A 16,753-nucleotide genomic window follows, 5' to 3' on the forward strand; every position below is an offset into this window, starting at 1 on the left:
GATGCTGCAGTCCAAGAAAATTGCTGCCGTCGCTGCAACCTTGTTCCTGGCGGCCGCGATGCCCGCTCGCGCCGCCGATACCGTCAGCGCGGACGATACCGCGCGTTTCCTCGCGGGGATGCCGCCATCCGCCGACTCGCCGCTGACGCCGCTCACCAGGGATCCGGCGTGGCAGCGGCATGCAAGGTTCTTCGATGCTGCCTTTGGACAGCTAGAGCAGCGTCAGCTGTCGAAAATTCGAACCTGGGCGGATACCAATCTGGCCGCGCCGCGCCAGACGATGTTCTACATGTTCAGCGGGCCGGACTTCCTCTATGCCAACGCATTTTACGGGAAGGCGACGACCTATGTGCTGAGTGCGCTCGAGCCGGTCGGATCGCCGCCTGATCTCACGAAATTGTCGCGCGGCTCCATCGGATCGGCACTTTATGACATCGAGCGTTCGACAGGTACGATCCTGAGCTTCAGTTTCTTCATCACCAAGAAGATGAGGACCGATTTGCACGTCGGCCAACTCGGCGGGACTCTGCCGATCCTCTACGTTTTCCTTGCGCGTTCGGGAAAAACCATTCGCAATGTCAGTCTGGTGGCACTTGACGACAAGGGCGCTGTCGCGACCGAAAACGCCGGCAAGAATGCCACGCGGGGTGTCCGGATTTTATTCGCGGGCAGCGACGGTGTGGAAAAGACGCTGTATTATTTCTCGACCGATCTTTCCAATCCCGGCGTAAAGGCGAGCAGCTTCCTGAAGTTTTGCGAGACGCTTTCGCCCGGCAATAGTCTGATCAAGAGCGCCTCCTATCTATTGCACTCCGGCAATTTCTCAACCGTGCGCAATTTTATACTCGCCAACAGCGCCACGATCGTCCAGGACGATTCCGGCATTCCGCTGGCGGATTTCGATCCGAGGAAATGGCGATTCTTTCCGTTCGGTCACTACGCCGGCCCGATCGGTGAATTTCCCGGAAGATACCAGCCGCAATATGCCGACTTGTTCAGGCGGAGCCAGCCAATGGATTTCGGCATTGGCTATCGCTGGCGTTCATTCGAGTCGAACCTGCTGCTTTCGGTCCAACTACCTGCGGACCAGACCGGGCAAATCGATGCGACGCCGGCTGCCGAGCCGCCGCCCCAGAAACCATCGCGCCCACGGCGGCCTCGTCCATCGCCCCCCCAATCCAGGGGTTTCCTATGGTTCGGGCGCTAGCGCGACGTTCCCTAACCTCATTCTACGCCCGCCTTACCTACCATCGTACGCTCTGGCTTGGCTCGATGAAGGCCGTCTTGCTCGTGTTGTTCGGTTGATTGTTGTAAAATCTGCAGGCGGCGATGATCACAATCAGCAAGGCAAGTATGGCGACCAGATCGATCTGTCTGGGATCGTGCCCATGATGGTCGATTTTCCAGCGCATTGATCGCGCCCTCCCAAGGGAAGCAACAGATCAATGCGAGCCCGCGGCTGCGGGTTCCCGGCACGGCAGCAATGCGCGTTTTGTTTGGATGCAGCGCAGTAGACTCTATGGCGCGTTGACGCCGCGCCAGCGTCCGAACCGCCAGGGCAGATACCAGCACGCGCCTGCCGGCCTTGTCCGCGGCACGTTGTCGATTCCGGAAGTGCCCCAGGGCTGGCACCGCAGCAGCCGCGCCAATGTCATCCAGCCGCCGCCCCACAGGCCGAAACGCTCGATGGCCTCGTCGCCATAGGCCGAACAGGTCGGCAGATGACGGCAGTCGTAACCGACCAGCGGCGACAGCGTGTGCCGATAAATCCAGATCATGGCGCGGCCAGCATTACGCGGGAGCCGCTGAATCGAGCCGGCGCAGTCCGGGCAATGCGATGAATGCTTCATGGGCGGTGTGCTGCGGTCGTGTGCGGAGAATTGCGCGGTTCCCAGGCACGGAACCCGCGGGACATACGTATTTGCGCCACAGTTGGAAGATTATCGCATGTTCTGAGGCAGCGCAGCAAAGGTTCTATGGACGATGCTGACCCGCACGGGTATTTTTGCCACGCCAGTGTGAAAGAATCATTTGGCGTTGAACGGGGACCGTTGCCACTGTCCGGGGCTTGGGGAAGGAACCAATTTGAGGCTCGCGAGGTCGCTTGATTTTCGCGGCTGGGCGTTGTTCGGCGCCGCCGCCTTTTGCATCGTATTGCCCGGCGTCTTGGTTACGCCGGGTAGTTCGGCGTATGCCGGCAACACCCTCGAAGAGCGCAAATTGCCGATGCGGTTTAGCTGGGTTGCCTGCCAGCCGAATTGCCGGGGCTGGGTTAGCGCCGTCGGCATCGTAACCGCAGACAGCCCGAGGGATTTCGAAGAATTCGCGCGCGGACGCGACCTCGGTGGTGCGACCATCATGCTGGATTCCAGCGGCGGTTCGGTCAACGACTCCATCGCACTCGGACGACGCTGGCGCGACCTCGGTGTATTGACCACCGTCGGCATCACGGTCGCCAACCATACCGCGCAGGGTAACCTTGCGAGCGTTACGCCTGAAGCCTACTGCGAGTCGATGTGCGTTTTCCTGCTGTTGTCAGGCAAGACACGCTACGTGCCCGAGGGCGCGCATGTCCGGGTGCATCAAATCTGGATGGGCGACCGCGCCGACGACGCCAAGGCGGCAAGCTACAACGCGCAGGATCTGATGATCGTGGAGCGCGACATCGGTCGTCTCGCCAAATACACTTTCGACATGGGTGGCGCTGGCGATCTGTTGTCACTGTCGCTCAGCGTGCCGCCATGGGAAGATCTCCATGAGATGTCGCGGAACGAATTGCGGCTGACCAATTTGGTGACCACCGACGCCGTTGCCGACGTGCTGCCCCGGAACGACAGTGCGGGTTCGACGCCGGTCGCGGCCCTGCAGGCCAAACCGGTGCAGGATCGCTTTGTGAGCAGTTTGACGGCTGCTGAGCCGATTACGCCGGCAGTGAAATCCACCAAGACGGCCGAGGCTATCGTGCCGACCGGCGCCGTCGCGGTGCCAACTCCGGCGAAATAGCGCCGTATCAGGCCGGTTGTCCGGCTTTCGCTTCAATCTGGCCGATCGCATCGACCACGGCATCAAACGTCAGCATGGTTGAGGCATGCCGGGCCTTGTAGTCGCGGACCGGCTCGAGCAGTGCAATATCGGCCCATTTACCCTGCGGGGGGCTGCCGTTTTCTTTCAGCATCTTGCGGACGGTGTCGCGCAATTCACGCAGTTCGTTCGCGGTGGAGCCCACAACATGGCGCGCCATGATCGAGGACGAGGCCTGGCCGAGCGCGCAGGCCTTCACGTCATGGGCAAAGTCAGTGACCACGGGTCCGTCCATTTTGAGGTCGATCTTGACCGTCGAACCGCACAGCTTCGAGTGCGCCGTGGCGCTGGCGTCGGGCGCGGGAAGCCGCCCCAGCCTGGGGATGTTGCCAGCCAATTCGATGATGCGCTTGTTGTAGATGTCGTTCAGCATAAGGTTGAGGTTCCGGGCTCCCCGGAGTGATCGCCCTTGGCGGCCACGCTCCATCGCCCTATATATGGTGGGAAATAGCGGAAATACAGTCCGGCCGTTTTCTTAAGGGCGGTACGAATACAGGCCAATTCGGCCGCCTTGGTGGTAGAATTTTGGGACTCAGGCGTCCGGCGGCAAGCCGCCCGTCTGCCCGGTGACACTCCGGTCTCGCTTTGGGACCGGTCGAACGGAGTTGACATGGACGCATTGATCAAGCCCCTCCGCCCAGGCAAGCCTAACGAGGTCAAGCCTTCCGACGCGAAGCTTCCGGAGACCCGCCCCGCCGAGCTCGATCCTTCCGAATTTCTGGCCGCCGCCGTACGCCCGGACCAGCCGCGTCCGTCCCGCGCCGAGGCCGAGCAGGCGGTGCAGACCCTGCTTGGGTATATCGGCGAAAACCCCGACCGCGAGGGCCTTTTGGATACGCCGCGCCGGGTGGTCGAAGCGTTCGACGAACTTTATCAGGGCTATCACCAATGCCCGGCCGAGGTCCTCAACCGCACCTTTGGCGAGACGGCGGGCTACGACGACTTCGTACTGGTCCGCGACATCGAATTCACCTCGCAATGCGAGCATCACATGATGCCGTTCTATGGCAGGGCGCATATCGCCTACACGCCGGTCGAGCGGGTGGTGGGATTGTCGAAGCTGGCGCGCCTAACCGATATCTTCGCGCGCCGCCTACAGACCCAGGAGCATCTGACCGCCCAGATCGCGGCTGCGATCGACGAAATTCTCAAGCCGCGCGGCGTTGCGGTGATGATCGAGGCGGAGCATACCTGCATGTCGGTGCGTGGCGTCGCCAAGCATGGCGCGATGACGTTCACCAGCCGCTTTACCGGCATGTTCCGCGACAATCCCGCGGAGCAGGCGCGTTTTCTGTCCATGGTGCGGGGGCCGCGCTAGCCCTCGACGATTTTGCGAGGCTGCCCGTGTCCACATCCGCAGATAACAATGACATCGAGGAAGGGCTGGCGTTCCAGCCTAAATTCGACGCGTCGGGCCTTGTGACCTGCGTCACTACCGACGCGGCGACGTGCGAGGTGCTGATGGTCGCGCACATGAATGACGAAGCGTTGCGCAAGACCATCGCAAGCGGAGAAGCCTGGTATTTCAGTCGTTCCCGCCGGTCGCTATGGCGAAAGGGCGAAACTTCCGGCCATGTCCAACGCGTGGTCGAGATGCGGATGGATTGCGACCAGGACGCTGTCTGGATCCGGGTCGACCAGTCAGGCGCGGCATGCCACACCGGCCGCCGCTCGTGCTTCTACCGCGCCGTGACGGCGGGTGAGGGCGGGGCGCGACTGTCGTTCGTGAATGCTGACCGGCTGTTCGATCCCGCGAAAGTCTACGACAAGCGCTCCTGAAGCCGGGATGGCGCTGCATTTATTAACGGGCCATTAACCATAATCGCTCCAGTGTAATGACGGCACGAGCGTTGTTTTTCAACAAGGCGCGATTTTCGGAAAAAAAGCCCCGGGAGAGGCTTTTTTGCAAGATCGAGCCTGGAATGCTCGAGCAGGCCAGGCGGTCGTTTCGCGGGGAGCGGGGCACCAACACATGTCGGTCGACCCTTCAAACGCCACGGCGACGGCAGGTGTCGACTACGTACGCGCGCAGATCGCCGGCGCGATAAAGCAGGCCGCCGATAGCATCGGCGCCAGTTTCGAATATCTGCTTTCGACCGCGAAAATGGAGTCCAATTTCAATCCGAGGGCAGGCGCCTCGACGTCGTCGGCACATGGACTCTTTCAATTCATCGAGCAGACCTGGCTTGGCACCGTGAAGGAAGCCGGCACCCAGCTCGGCTACGGTAAATACGCCGACGCCATCACCAAATCCTCCTCCGGTACCTACTCGGTCAGCAATCCCGCCGCGCGAACCGCGATCATGAAGTTGCGCGACGATCCCGCCGCCAGCGCTGCGATGGCGGCCGTTCTGACTCAATCCAACAGTTTCAAGCTCACCGGCAAGATCGGCCGGCGTCCGACCGACGCCGAGCTCTATATGGCGCATTTCATGGGCGTCGGTGGCGCGGCCAGGCTGATCTCAAATGCCGAGGATAACCCGCAGGCCTCCGGCGCGCGGTTGTTTCCGAACGCCGCGGCGGCCAATCGTTCGATTTTTTATGACAGCAGCGGACGTGCCCGCAGCGTTTCCGAAGTCTATTCGGTTCTGACATCGCGCTACGCCAGTGCCGCCAGTTCGCAGGCGACGCGCACCGCGATGGCGTCAGTGGGTGCGACACCGTCAATGGGTGTGATACCGACAAGTACGACGCTAGCCAGCGCGGCGCCGGCTGTTGCCCCGGTCGACAATGCTGCTTTCCTGTCGAGTTTTCCGGATGTCCAATCGGTCGCACCGGTCCCCGTGGCGTCCGCGTCGACAACGACAAACACTTCGCCGCCGACCGACCCGGTATTCCGCTCCCTGTTCCAGGCCGGCAAACGGACGCAGCCGGTCTCCCCGGCGGTTCACGAATTGTGGGGCAATTCGCCGTCGCTGACGTCCGTTGTTCCTCCCGTGGCGCCGGCGAATTCGGCGCAGACGCCAAATGCCAACGCGCCGCAATCGCTCGATCTCTTCAGCGACCGCAACGGCACGTTCAGCAGCTAAATGCCGCCGCGCCGTCCGGGGCACCCTTAACAAAACGTCAATAAAACCGGCTATTTATGGTGAACGCTTTGTTAAGCGTCGTGGTTTATTTTGTCTGACAGTGGCATCGCGTCACGGTGTCGTTTCAAGTTGCGTAAGCCGGCAGGACCATGATCGTTCGGCAGTTCATCAACTGGGTGAGAAGCGCTCCTGCAGGCGAGCGCGCAGAGGCAACGCGGGCGCTGGCGCGGGCTTGGCTGATTTCCGATTTATCGCACGAGGATCGCGTCGGCGCCGAAGGCGCGCTCTTGATGCTGCTCGATGATGCGTCCCCGCTTGTGCGCCAGGCCATGGCCGAGGTTTTCGCGCACAGTCCCGATGCACCCGCTGCCATTGTGCAGGCGTTGTCGCTCGACCAGCCGTCGGTAGCAATTCCCGTCCTTGAACATTCGCCGTTGTTGATCGATGCCGATCTCGTCGACATCGTCGCGACCGGCAATTGCGAGATGCAGTGCGCGATTTCGCGCCGGATCAACCTGCCGGCCTCGGTCTGCGCCGCGATTGCCGAAGTCGGCACCCCCGCGGCGGCGCTCGAACTGATCGAAAATGCATATGCGGAACTGGCGCCATTTTCCTGGGATCGCATCGTCGAACGGCACGGTCATCTCGCCGCGATCCGGGAATCGATGCTGGTGCTAGAAGACTTGCCCGCAGCGACGCGGGTCGCGCTGGTTGCCAAGCTGTCGGAAACACTGGCGCAGTTCGTGGTCGCCCGCAACTGGTTGAGCGCCGATCGGGCAGTGCGGATCGCAGGCGACGCGCGCGACCGTTCGACCGTGAACATCGCGGCGCGTTCGCGCGGCGACGACATGCGCGGCCTGGTACGGCATCTGCGCGCCACCGGCCAGCTCACCGCAGGATTGATCCTGCGCGCATTATTGTCGGGCAATATCGAATTGTTCGATTCCTCGCTGGCGGAATTGTCCGGCCTGCCGCAGGCCCGCGTCTCCGCGCTGCTCCATGACCGCGGTGGTGTCAGCCTGCAGGCGCTGCTGACGCGTGCCGGATTGCCGGAATCGACTTTCGCAGCGTTCCGTGCTGCGCTCGAAGCCAGTCATGAAATCGGGTTCGTCGATACCGCCGGCGGGGTAGCCTCATTGCGGCGCAGGATGGTCGAACGGGTGCTGACGCAATGCGAAACCGACCGCCAGGCCGCCGAGCCGCTCCTGATCCTGCTGCGGCGTTTCGCGACGGAGTCGGCCCGGGAAGAAGCCCGCATGTTCTGCGACGAATTGGTGGCTGACGAAGCGGTTATGCCGATCTCGTACCAGTCGATCGCGGCCTGATCCGACATCCTCTATTCTGAACTCCGACAGCCGCACCGCGGCGTGTGCCTCACTCCGCCGGCGCAATACCCGGCGCGAGGACCGCCTCGAGGTGGTCGGGTCGGTCGCGGTTGGCGAGAGCGAGGTACTCGTCGGCGACGCCGCGCAATTGCCGGCTGAGTTCGCTGGCCATGCTGGCGGTATCGGCTTTGGTGCGTCGGTGCACGATGGCCTGAATGGCGTTGATATGATGTGCGATCAGGTCGGACGGCACCTGGTCGAGGTCGGGTGCATGCTCGATGATCCGGCACAGGCTTTCGGCGGCAGCGCCAGCCGAAGGGAAGCCGAACGTAGCGGCGTCGCCCTTGATATCATGGGCGGCGCGAAACAGTTCCTCGCGCGTGAAGTTGGTAAAACCGTCCCGGAGAATGGCGGCATGGGCTTCCGCCAGCCGGTCGGTCTCGATTTCCATCCAGTTCTTGAACTCGCTGGAGAGGCCTTCCAGGGCTTTTTCCGCGCGCGCGACGGGATCGTCGAGATCCTTTTCGGCCACCCGCCGCAACACCTTTCGCAAGGGATTGGGCTGGGTGATGACGTGATGGTCGGCGAAGGTCTCGATCTGGAGCGTCGCGGGCTTGTCTTTCGCCATCATGATTTCCTTGACGTTCTGTTGGCGCCGCGCGCTAAACGGCGGTGCGGGCCTTGTCGAGCAGCGAGGGCTGTTGAAGGACTTCCACCTCGCCGCCGATGCGGCGCTCGGGGCCGATGTAGGTGTTGTTGGTATTGCGCCGGCGGTCCGGGCCGAAATAGGTCTTGGTCTTGATGAACGGGCGCGGATTGGCGACCACGTTCAGGATGCGCTGATAAAGCGCCTTGGCCGAGATCGGCTTGGCGAGGAATTCGGTCACGCCGGCGTCGCGCGCCACCGTGACGCGCCGCTTCTCGGAGTGGCCGGTCAGCATGATGATGGGGGCGTAGGGATTGCCCTTCGATTCCGGCTGCCGGATCATCTGGGCGAGTTCGAGCCCGTCGAAAATCGGCATCGACCAGTCGGTGATGACGATATCGGGAACGTAATGGCTGTACATCTCGAGCGCGGTCGCGCCGTCCTCGGATTCATAGACCTCGCGCGCGCCGAACGAATGCAGCAGCGTTCGCAAAATGCGGCGCATATGCGGATTGTCGTCGCATACGAGAAATCGCAGCTTGTTGAAATCGATGCGAAACATGGCCTGGCCCTGGGGGCGCACCGGCTGACACGGTATACCCGGTGTTAACCATATCGCAGCGCCGGTTAACGAATGGTTGCGATCTGTCTTCGCGTCGCTCCGTGCAGGCGGGGCGAGGCCGGTGCGTGGCGCCGGGCGAGGAGAGGCCGGATCAGTACCCGAACTGTTCGCTCAGGATGCGCTCTTCAAGGCTGTGGCCGGGGTCGAACAGCATATGCATCGAGATGGTCTTGTCGGAAAGCACCTCGACGCGGCGGACATCGCGCACTTCGTCATGATCGGCCACGGCCGCGACCGGGCGCTTGTCGCCCTCAAGCACTTCGATGACGACAAAGGCGGTGTTGGGGAGCAGGGCGCCACGCCAGCGCCGCGGCCGGAACGCGCTGATCGGCGTCAGCGCCAGCAGCGCCGCGTTGATAGGCAGGATCGGTCCCTGCGCCGAAAGATTATAGGCGGTGGAGCCCGCCGGGGTCGCCACCAGGATGCCATCGGCGATCAGCTCGGCCATGCGTTCGCGTTCGTCGATCAGGATGCGCAGCCGCGCTGCCTGGTAGGTCTGGCGAAACAGCGCGACCTCATTGATGGCGTGATGAAGATGCGTCGCGCCGTGCACGTCGGTAGCGCGCATCAGCAGCGGATGAATCGCGGACTCACGCGCGGCGGCAAGCCTGGAATGCAGGTCCAGCGCGCTGAACTCGTTCATCAGAAAGCCGACAGTGCCACGATGCATACCGTAGATCGGCTTGCCCGAGCGCATTTGCCGGTGCAGCGTCTGCAGCATTAGTCCGTCGCCGCCGAGCGCCACCACGACGTCAGCGTCGGCGGGGTCGTGGTTGCCATAGAGCCCGACCAACTGCGTCAGCGCCTGCTGGGCCTCCGCGCCGGCGCTCGCGACGAAGGCGATCCGGTCGTATCGCTTGGGCGTGGTCATGGGATCGCGAGGCTCATATTGGGCGCTAGAACGGGCTCGGTGCGCGGAAGGTCGTCTAGCGGCCTTGGCAGCGCTTGTCGAGATCACTGAATCCTACTTTCAGGCGGCAAATGCAATCGGGCGGCCGCTTGATGCGACCGCCCGTTACAATTCTCAGCCTTAAATCCCGATCGGCTTGACCGCGATCAGTACTTGGCGACGACGGCTGCCGGTCCGCTGAAGCGATAGTTGACGCCGATCTTGACCTGACTGAACGAGCCGCTGTCCCTCACCAGGCTCACGCCATCATTGGCAAGGGCGGTGCGTGCGCCGAATGCTATGTAGTCGTATTCGGCCTTCGCCGACCAGTTATGCCCCAGATCGAACTCGGTACCGTAGCCGATCAGCCAGCCGCTGCGGTTGCCGCTGGTGCTGAAACCGTTGGTCAACGCGTTCGCCTGGTTTAAGCACGCACTGTTTCCGGGTCCTAAAGTTCCGTTGACGGGTCCGAAGATGCAGCTGACGTTCGCAGTATCATCAGCCCAGGCGGCGCCCCCCTTCACGTAAAACAGCGTCCTGCCCCATGCATAGCCGACACGAGCTGCGGCCGTCGCCATCCAGTTCACCTTGTTCTCACAGTTCAGGAACGCCGGGCTGAAAAAGAGCTGATCGCCACTTGGTACAAGTTTGCCAGTGGCTGTTCCGCACGTCCCGGCGCCGTGGAGGTTTGCGGCGCCAAGGTCGCCCTCCACACCGAACACCCACTTGTTGACCTGATAATTGTATCCGATCTCGCCGCCGCCCAGCGCGCCTGCCACATGCGGATTGGCGACAGCAAAGTCCGTCGGATCGCCGCCTGTTCGAATGTCGGGCTTTCCGAATCCTATGCCGAAGAAACCGCCGACGTAGAAACCGGTCCAGTTGGTCGGAGCAATCACGGGGCCGATCGCCTTGACCGGTGCCTTGGTCGGCATGACGGCGGCGATCATCTCGGGCGTGAACTGATAACGAATGCCCGCGTTGCCGGTCCAGCCATTGATATTGTCGCCGTTACGGTAGTCGACCCGCACAAAGCCGAGCCAGCCCGTGTTTGCGACTTGCGCGGCAACGCCCAGTGAGTACTGACCGTAGGTCCCCACCCGCGTCGTGCTGGTCGTGCCGGTCAGTGAAACCGGGACCCCGTCGAAGAATGCGCCGTTCGGGATCGACGAAGCTGAGGACGTTACGTTGCCCGCGAATTCATGGAACACGCTGACCGATGCGAACGGTTGCCAGATCATATTTCCGGACGTGATCGTCGTGCCGGCACGCAGGCTGAGGCGGCCGATCTCGCTCTGGATCGGATTTGTCAAATAGGTTGCAACAATGCCGTTTGCAGCGGCGCCGCCACTGACATTGAACGGATCGACATTGGTTCTGGACCAGATGAAGCCGGCCGAAGGCTCGATGAACCAGTTATTGGCCAGGGCAAAATTGTATCCACTCGACACTGCGACCGAGATGCCATGCGCGCCGACCTGTTGGTTAAATAGGCCCACCGTCGCATCGTTGATGTTCGCGGTGTAGATTTCCTCACGCACCATGATGTCAGCAAAAAAACGGCCATGGGTCGCCACCAGGTAAGTGCCGAGGAAAGGAACCTCGAAATTAGAATGTCCGCCGGTATTATCGCTGGCGCTGGACGACAAATAGCCTGCGGTAGTACCGATATGAACGTTCCAGCCGCCCCAGTTGAGCCGGGAAATGTCCTGACCGACCTGCACGCCGCCAAATGTCTCGCGCACGCTGCCGGGACAAGTTGCCTGGACCTGTGTATTGAAAAGAAGATTGAGTGGGACGGGGAAGGCGACAGCGCCTGTCGAGTTCGAGGTGAACTTGTTGGTGACTTCGCCGTCAACGCCGCGAACCCAGACGCCGCCGCCTTCCTGGTCGGGCTTTGGGTCCCCCGGCGCCGAGACGAACGCGCTACCTTGTTGGCTCAAAAAAGCAGTGCTCATGTTTCCCAAGGCGCCAGCGAATGAGCCGGAGGCTGCTCCGCCAGCGGCCGCAGCAAAAAGCAGCGGTCCTCCGAAAATAGGCGCGCCGGGGCCCGACGGCGTGCCCGTGCATTGTGCAAACGCCCCGGAACTTGCCGAAACCGCCATGGCGAAAGCAAAACCCGCCAAAATACGGCCTTTGCGTGCATTTAATCCGACCGTCATAACAGCCCCCAATTCCAAAAAGGTCGCAAGCCCATCTCTGCTATGTCTAAGGCAGAGTCGACCGTCCCGGAAGTTGCTAATAGGGGGTCAAGCGCTTGTCCGACCCAGAATTCCGGGGCATGTGTCATTCAGGCAACAAGGTTCGTCGCGGATTGCCTTTCATCGTAGCGGGCAGGCCTCGGACGGGGCTTACTTTCGGGTCGGTGTGACATGCGTCACGTCGCGGCAGAACGTTTTAGGCCAGTGTTGGGGGATCGAGACTGGCCGCTGAGTCGGATGGTGAAGGGCTCATGGCGAGGTTGCCGGAAAGATGCCCGGCAACCTCGGGCAGTGGTCAGGATCGGGAGATTGCCTGGATGTGGCGAAAAAGCGCAATTCAGGATAACGTCGTCATCGGCGACGAAACTGGTGTATGGTTCGGTTAACTCGTGAAAGGATTTGTGCGACCGATCGTCGGCCCGCACGGAAACGAAAATGATCAAGCGCCTTTTCCCAATGGCGGCAGTGATCGGGGGAGCCATCCTTTCGATGGTTCTTACCACCGATGCGGCTTGGGCCGAGAAGCGCGTGGCGCTGATCGTGGGCAATTCGACTTACCAGACCGTTCCGCAGCTTCCCAATCCATCGAGGGATGCGAGTTCGGTGGCAAAAATGTTCAAGGATGCGGGTTTCGATACCGTCGATGTCCAGCTCAACGTCGGCAACCTCGAATTCAAACGCGCGATCCGCAAGTTCGAGACGGAAGCCGACCAGGCCGATATCGCCGTCGTCTATTATGCCGGCCACGGCCTTGAAATCGGCGGCACCAATTACCTGATTCCGGTCGATGCGCGGCTCGCCAGCGACCGCGATGCCGACGACGAAGCCATTCCGCTGGAACGGCTGGTATCGTCGGCGGACGGCGCAAAGCGTCTGCGTCTCATCATTCTCGATGCCTGTCGCGACAATCCCTTCGTCGGCACCATGCGGCGGGAACGCAAGATGGCTAATCGCGCGATCTCGGCTGGTCTTGGCAAGGTCGAGCCGACCAGCACCGACACGCTGATCGCCTATGCCGCGAAAGCTGGTTCGACAGCCGACGACGGCGATGGGCAGCACAGCCCGTTCACCTCCGCGGTGCTGAAAAACCTGCCGGTTCCCGGTCTCGATGTCCGCCTCGCATTCGGACGGGTCAGGGACGAGGTTTTGAAGACCACCAACAATCGGCAAGAGCCGTTCGTCTATGGCTCGCTCGGGGGCGGCAATATCGCGCTGGTGCCGGCCCCCGCCGTGCCGCAGGAAACGTCCGAAAGCGACATCAAGAGAGACTACGAACTGGTTGAAAAGCTTGGAACCTTGAAGGCCTGGCAAGTATTCGTGGACAACCACCCGAAGGGTTTTTTCGCCGATCTTGCCCGCGCGCAAATCGACAAATTAACTCCGCCCAAGGTGCAGCTGGCGTCCCTTCCGCAGGATACGAGCCCCGCCGCCCGTGAATCCCCGTCAAAGGAATCGATCGAGTGGGACAAGGTGAAGGACAGCACCGACCCGGCAGCGTTGCAAAAATTCATCAAGCGATTCCCGGATTCGCCGCTGTCGATCAATGCCCAGCAGCGGATCGATGTGCTGACGAAGGCCGCCCAGGAGCGCGAGGATAAAGCCCGCGCCGAGCGCGAGGCTGCGGCCAAGGCCGCCGAGGAAGCTCGCATCCGGGCCGAGCAGCAGAAGGCCGAAATCGCCGCGGCGAAAAAGCGCGAGGAGGATGAGCGCCGTGCCAAGGCCGCGGCGGCCGAGCAGCAGGCCAAGGCCGCGGAAGCCGAACGCAAGGCCGCGGAAGCCAAGCAAAAAGCCGAAGAGGCGGAGAGAAACAAGGAGGCCGCCGAAGCCGCCGCGTTGCGCGCAGCCAGCGAAAAGCAGGCGAGGGAAGCCGAAGCCGAGCGCAAGAAGGCTGAACTGGCGGCCGCGCGCGAGGCGACCTGCAAGACCGAACAAGGCAAACTCGATGACCTGGTCGCCAAGGGCAGCGAAGGTTCAGGCCTCGACAACTTGAAGTCGTTTTCCAGGACCGTTACTTGCGATCGGCTGGGATCGCAGGTCGTGGCTGCCCTGGACAAGTTCAATGCCGAGGCTGCAAAGCGCGCGGCAACCCTTCCCAATTCGCCGGAACTGGTTCGCTCGGCTCAGACCCAACTGGTCCGGGTCGGATGCATGACAGGCAAAATCGATGGCACGCTGAATGCGTCGACGAAGGGTGCGCTTGGCCATTACCTGTCGATCGAGGGCCAACCGTCCGATAATACCACCGTGACCGAGGCGCTGGTCACCGAACTGACCAAGCATACGACCCGTGTCTGCCCGATCGAGTGCAAGACTGGCGAGACCTTGAAAGGCGAGACCTGCGTCGCCGACCAGAAACCGGCGGCACCGGCGGCACCGGCAACCGCATCGCGCCAAAAGGACGAGGACAGCAAGCCATCGCGCCACAAGGACGACGACGAGGACGACAAGCAGGCGCGCCGGAAGGCAGCGAGCCGCCAGCCGGAGCGCGAACAACCGCGTGCAAAGCCGGCGCCGGCGCCGGAAGCCCCCCATGCGCGGCAGCAGGCGCTTGCCCGGCCCAGTATCGTTAGCGGTGGTGGCGGTGGCGGCGGTAGCCACACGATGATCGGCGTTGGCTTCTGATCGCTGAATTGGTAGAGTTTGCGTGGTTACCCAAGCGCGAAAGCGCTGCTCCAGATCGAAAGGTGCGGTCCAATGGCCAATTCCCCCCGCGTGATGTTACAATTGGTCGCGACAGCAGCAGTCGCGGTAATGCTGTCGACGGCAGCCCCCGCTTTCGCAACCGAAACCGCGGTCCCAAAAGTGACCGCGGCAAAGACCGTGCACCCCGTTGTCAAGCGCTTCGTTTCGCGGAGAACCCGGATCGCAGCGTCGCGATATCTTGACGACTATGTTCGCCACGTCAGCGCGATCCGAAGGGATCTGGGTTGTTCGGGGGAATGGTGCGGGCGACAATTCGTTTTGATGATCGGTATCGGTTACTGAGGGCGGTAACACTTGGAAGACCGTGTGGCTGTTCTGAACTAGAAATCCGCTTTCCGTCGGACACGCGCTATCGGCAGCCCATGCCGGTGGCTCGCCGGAAGCGGGAGTTAGAGAGTAATGATCGTGCCCTGCCGGGCGCCCCGCCAGACCTCGGTTGTCACTGCGCTTGTTGCATTTGCCATGCTGGCCACGGCGCGCGCCGACGATGCATCCCTACCTCCGCAACCCGCCACAACGCCTTCGGGTCAGAAGGCTGCCGCAACTGGCGGGCATGGCAACACGCCCACCCCGCCGGCCGCCGAGCAAAATCGCCTGCCGCCGGATTCCACGACCAAGCAAACGGTGGCTCTTCCCGGACGTACCCTTGCGTTTACTGCTACCGCGGGTTCGATCCGCCTGTTTGACGACAAAGGCGAGCCGCAGGCCGATATCGCCTATACCGCCTATCAACTGGATGGCGCCGACTCCCGCACCCGCCCGGTGACGTTCCTTTTCAATGGCGGGCCGGGCGCGTCTTCCGCCTGGCTGCAATTCGGCGATGCCGGACCCTGGCGCCTTGCGATAGCGGGAGATGCCGCGAACTCCTCCGCCTCGCCCGATCTCCAACCCAACGCCGAGACCTGGCTCGATTTCACCGATCTGGTTTTCATCGATCCGGTTGGTACCGGCTACAGCCGTTTCGTCGCGACCGGCGAGGATGTGCGCAAACGGTTTTTTTCGGTCGACGGCGACGTCAACTCGATTGCGGTTACGATCCGCCGCTGGCTGGAAAAGTCCGATCGCTTGCTGTCGCCTAAATTCGTCGTCGGCGAAAGCTATGGCGGCATTCGCGGGCCCAAGGTCGTGCGTAATTTGCAGACCGGGCAGGGGGTCGGCGTCAAAGGCCTCATCCTCGTTTCGCCGGTGCTCGACTTCCGCGAAGCTTCCGGCGGCTCCAGCCTGCTGCAATATGTGATGAGCCTTCCCACCATGGCGGCGGTGGCGCGCGAAGCGAAAGGCGCCGTCACCCGTGCCGATATGGCCGACGTCGAACGCTACGCGCGAGGCGATTTCCTGGCCGACCTCGTCAAGGGGCTGGCCGATACGGAGGCCACGACGCGCCTTGCCGACAAGGTGGCGGCATTGACGGGAATAGATCAGGCCGTAAGCCGCAGGCTGGCCGGGCGCTTCGACGTTTTGGAGTTTCGTCGTGAATTCGACCGCCGGGATGGCAAGGTGACGGGACGCTACGACGCGTCGGTCCTGGGCTTTGATCCCTTTCCGGACTCGAGCTTCTATCATTTCAACGATCCGTCGGGCGAACCGCTGTACGCACCGCTGAGCAGTGCCGTGGTCGACCTCACCATGCGCAAGCTCAACTGGCGGCCCGATGGGTCCTACGAGGTGCTCAGCAATGCCGTCGGGAAAGCCTGGGATTTCGGCCGTGGCCGGGATCCCGCCGAATCGGTTTCGCAGTTGAAAGAGATTCTCGCGTTCGACCCAAAGCTGAATCTTTTGGTCGGGCACGGCCTGTTCGATCTTGCCACCCCGTATTTTGGCTCGAAGATCCTGCTCGATCAGCTACCGGCCTATGCCACTCCCGATCGCGTGAAGCTCGTGGTCTATCCGGGCGGTCACATGTTCTACTCGCGCGACGCTTCACGCCGGGCCTTCCGGACCGAGGTTGAAGAGCTGATGAAGTGAGGCAAATCGGAACACTGCCGGGCAAAACAAAACCGGCGCAATCCTGACGACTGCGCCGGCTGAATGGTCGTCGCCGAACTCAGTAAACGAGGCCGGTGCCCGGCGGTTTTTCCAGCGCCGCGGCAAGCGAGCGATATTCCTCGCTGTTGGTGCCGGCCAGGGCTGCAATCCGGGTCAGGTGATATTGCGCCTGATCGCGGTTGCCCTGTTCGAGCTGCCACAGCCCGTAATACTGCCAGGTCTTGACGTGATTGGGATCGGCCTTCAGCGCGCGCTCGTACCAGATCTGCGAA

Annotated in this window: 15 protein-coding genes and 1 pseudogene; 8 read left to right on the forward strand and 8 right to left on the reverse strand. The window is 62.1% G+C overall.

Annotated features, from left to right (window positions below; all coding sequences use genetic code 11):
* Position 1: 1 nt before the first annotated feature.
* Positions 2–1,207 carry a hypothetical protein gene (locus tag E7813_RS25150; protein WP_291578010.1) on the forward strand — a complete coding sequence of 402 codons (1,206 nt, stop codon included), beginning with the start codon at positions 2–4 and terminating at the stop codon, positions 1,205–1,207.
* A 37-nt stretch (positions 1,208–1,244) separates the two neighbouring features.
* On the opposite strand, the gene E7813_RS25155 is transcribed toward E7813_RS25150, so the two are convergent.
* Both E7813_RS25155 and yidD read right to left on the reverse strand, forming a co-directional pair.
* A complete protein-coding gene (locus E7813_RS25155) occupies positions 1,245–1,412 on the reverse strand; it encodes a hypothetical protein (RefSeq protein ID WP_291577994.1) in 168 nt (55 codons plus the stop codon).
* Between the two features lie 105 nt (positions 1,413–1,517).
* Entirely contained in the window at positions 1,518–1,850 is a 333-nt protein-coding gene (gene yidD, locus E7813_RS25160) for a membrane protein insertion efficiency factor YidD (protein ID WP_291577995.1), read from the reverse strand.
* A gap of 235 nt (positions 1,851–2,085) precedes the next feature.
* Between yidD and E7813_RS25165 the strand changes: the two genes are divergently transcribed.
* Entirely contained in the window at positions 2,086–3,003 is a 918-nt protein-coding gene (locus E7813_RS25165; RefSeq protein WP_291577996.1) for a hypothetical protein, read from the forward strand.
* Between the two features lie 7 nt (positions 3,004–3,010).
* Here E7813_RS25165 and E7813_RS25170 read toward each other — a convergent pair whose 3' ends face one another.
* Positions 3,011–3,454, reverse strand: a complete 444-nt coding sequence (locus E7813_RS25170; RefSeq protein WP_291577997.1) for an iron-sulfur cluster assembly scaffold protein — start codon at positions 3,452–3,454, stop codon at positions 3,011–3,013.
* A 237-nt stretch (positions 3,455–3,691) separates the two neighbouring features.
* Between E7813_RS25170 and folE the strand changes: the two genes are divergently transcribed.
* From folE to E7813_RS25190, 4 genes are all read left to right on the forward strand, one after another.
* Positions 3,692–4,399: a GTP cyclohydrolase I FolE gene (gene folE / locus E7813_RS25175; protein ID WP_291577998.1), complete on the forward strand. Its 708-nt coding sequence runs from the start codon at positions 3,692–3,694 to the stop codon at positions 4,397–4,399.
* A gap of 20 nt (positions 4,400–4,419) precedes the next feature.
* The gene (gene hisI / locus E7813_RS25180) at positions 4,420–4,860 is read left to right on the forward strand and encodes a phosphoribosyl-AMP cyclohydrolase (RefSeq protein ID WP_291578011.1); all 441 of its coding nucleotides are present in this window, start codon (positions 4,420–4,422) and stop codon (positions 4,858–4,860) included.
* A 193-nt stretch (positions 4,861–5,053) separates the two neighbouring features.
* On the forward strand, positions 5,054–6,109 hold the full coding sequence (locus E7813_RS25185) for a transglycosylase SLT domain-containing protein (RefSeq protein ID WP_291577999.1): 1,056 nt from the start codon (positions 5,054–5,056) through the stop codon (positions 6,107–6,109).
* Between the two features lie 149 nt (positions 6,110–6,258).
* Positions 6,259–7,434 (forward strand): DUF2336 domain-containing protein, encoded by a 1,176-nt coding sequence (locus E7813_RS25190; protein ID WP_291578000.1) that lies wholly within the window; start codon positions 6,259–6,261, stop codon positions 7,432–7,434.
* A gap of 49 nt (positions 7,435–7,483) precedes the next feature.
* Here E7813_RS25190 and E7813_RS25195 read toward each other — a convergent pair whose 3' ends face one another.
* The 4 genes from E7813_RS25195 to E7813_RS25210 all read right to left on the reverse strand — a co-directional run bounded on the left by E7813_RS25195 (position 7,484) and on the right by E7813_RS25210 (position 11,753).
* Positions 7,484–8,062 carry an Hpt domain-containing protein gene (locus E7813_RS25195; RefSeq protein ID WP_291578001.1) on the reverse strand — a complete coding sequence of 193 codons (579 nt, stop codon included), beginning with the start codon at positions 8,060–8,062 and terminating at the stop codon, positions 7,484–7,486.
* 34 nt (positions 8,063–8,096) lie between these two features.
* Positions 8,097–8,642, reverse strand: a complete 546-nt coding sequence (locus E7813_RS25200; RefSeq protein WP_291578002.1) for a response regulator — start codon at positions 8,640–8,642, stop codon at positions 8,097–8,099.
* Positions 8,643–8,793: 151 nt separating this feature from the next.
* Positions 8,794–9,573, reverse strand: coding sequence for an NAD kinase (locus E7813_RS25205; RefSeq protein ID WP_291578003.1), 780 nt, complete (start codon positions 9,571–9,573; stop codon positions 8,794–8,796).
* Between the two features lie 185 nt (positions 9,574–9,758).
* Positions 9,759–11,753, reverse strand: coding sequence for an autotransporter domain-containing protein (locus E7813_RS25210; protein WP_291578004.1), 1,995 nt, complete (start codon positions 11,751–11,753; stop codon positions 9,759–9,761).
* 474 nt (positions 11,754–12,227) lie between these two features.
* Here E7813_RS25210 and E7813_RS25215 point away from each other — a divergent pair, with 474 nt between their 5' ends.
* A complete protein-coding gene (locus tag E7813_RS25215; protein WP_291578005.1) occupies positions 12,228–14,414 on the forward strand; it encodes a caspase family protein in 2,187 nt (728 codons plus the stop codon).
* Positions 14,415–14,894: 480 nt separating this feature from the next.
* Positions 14,895–16,460, forward strand: a complete 1,566-nt coding sequence (locus tag E7813_RS25220) for a peptidase S10 (protein ID WP_291578006.1) — start codon at positions 14,895–14,897, stop codon at positions 16,458–16,460.
* Positions 16,461–16,539: 79 nt separating this feature from the next.
* Here E7813_RS25220 and E7813_RS25225 read toward each other — a convergent pair.
* Positions 16,540–16,753 (reverse strand): annotated as a pseudogene (locus tag E7813_RS25225) (tetratricopeptide repeat protein); the annotation flags it as partial.

The organism is Bradyrhizobium sp., from assembly GCF_004799405.1.
Classification (GTDB): domain Bacteria; phylum Pseudomonadota; class Alphaproteobacteria; order Rhizobiales; family Xanthobacteraceae; genus Bradyrhizobium.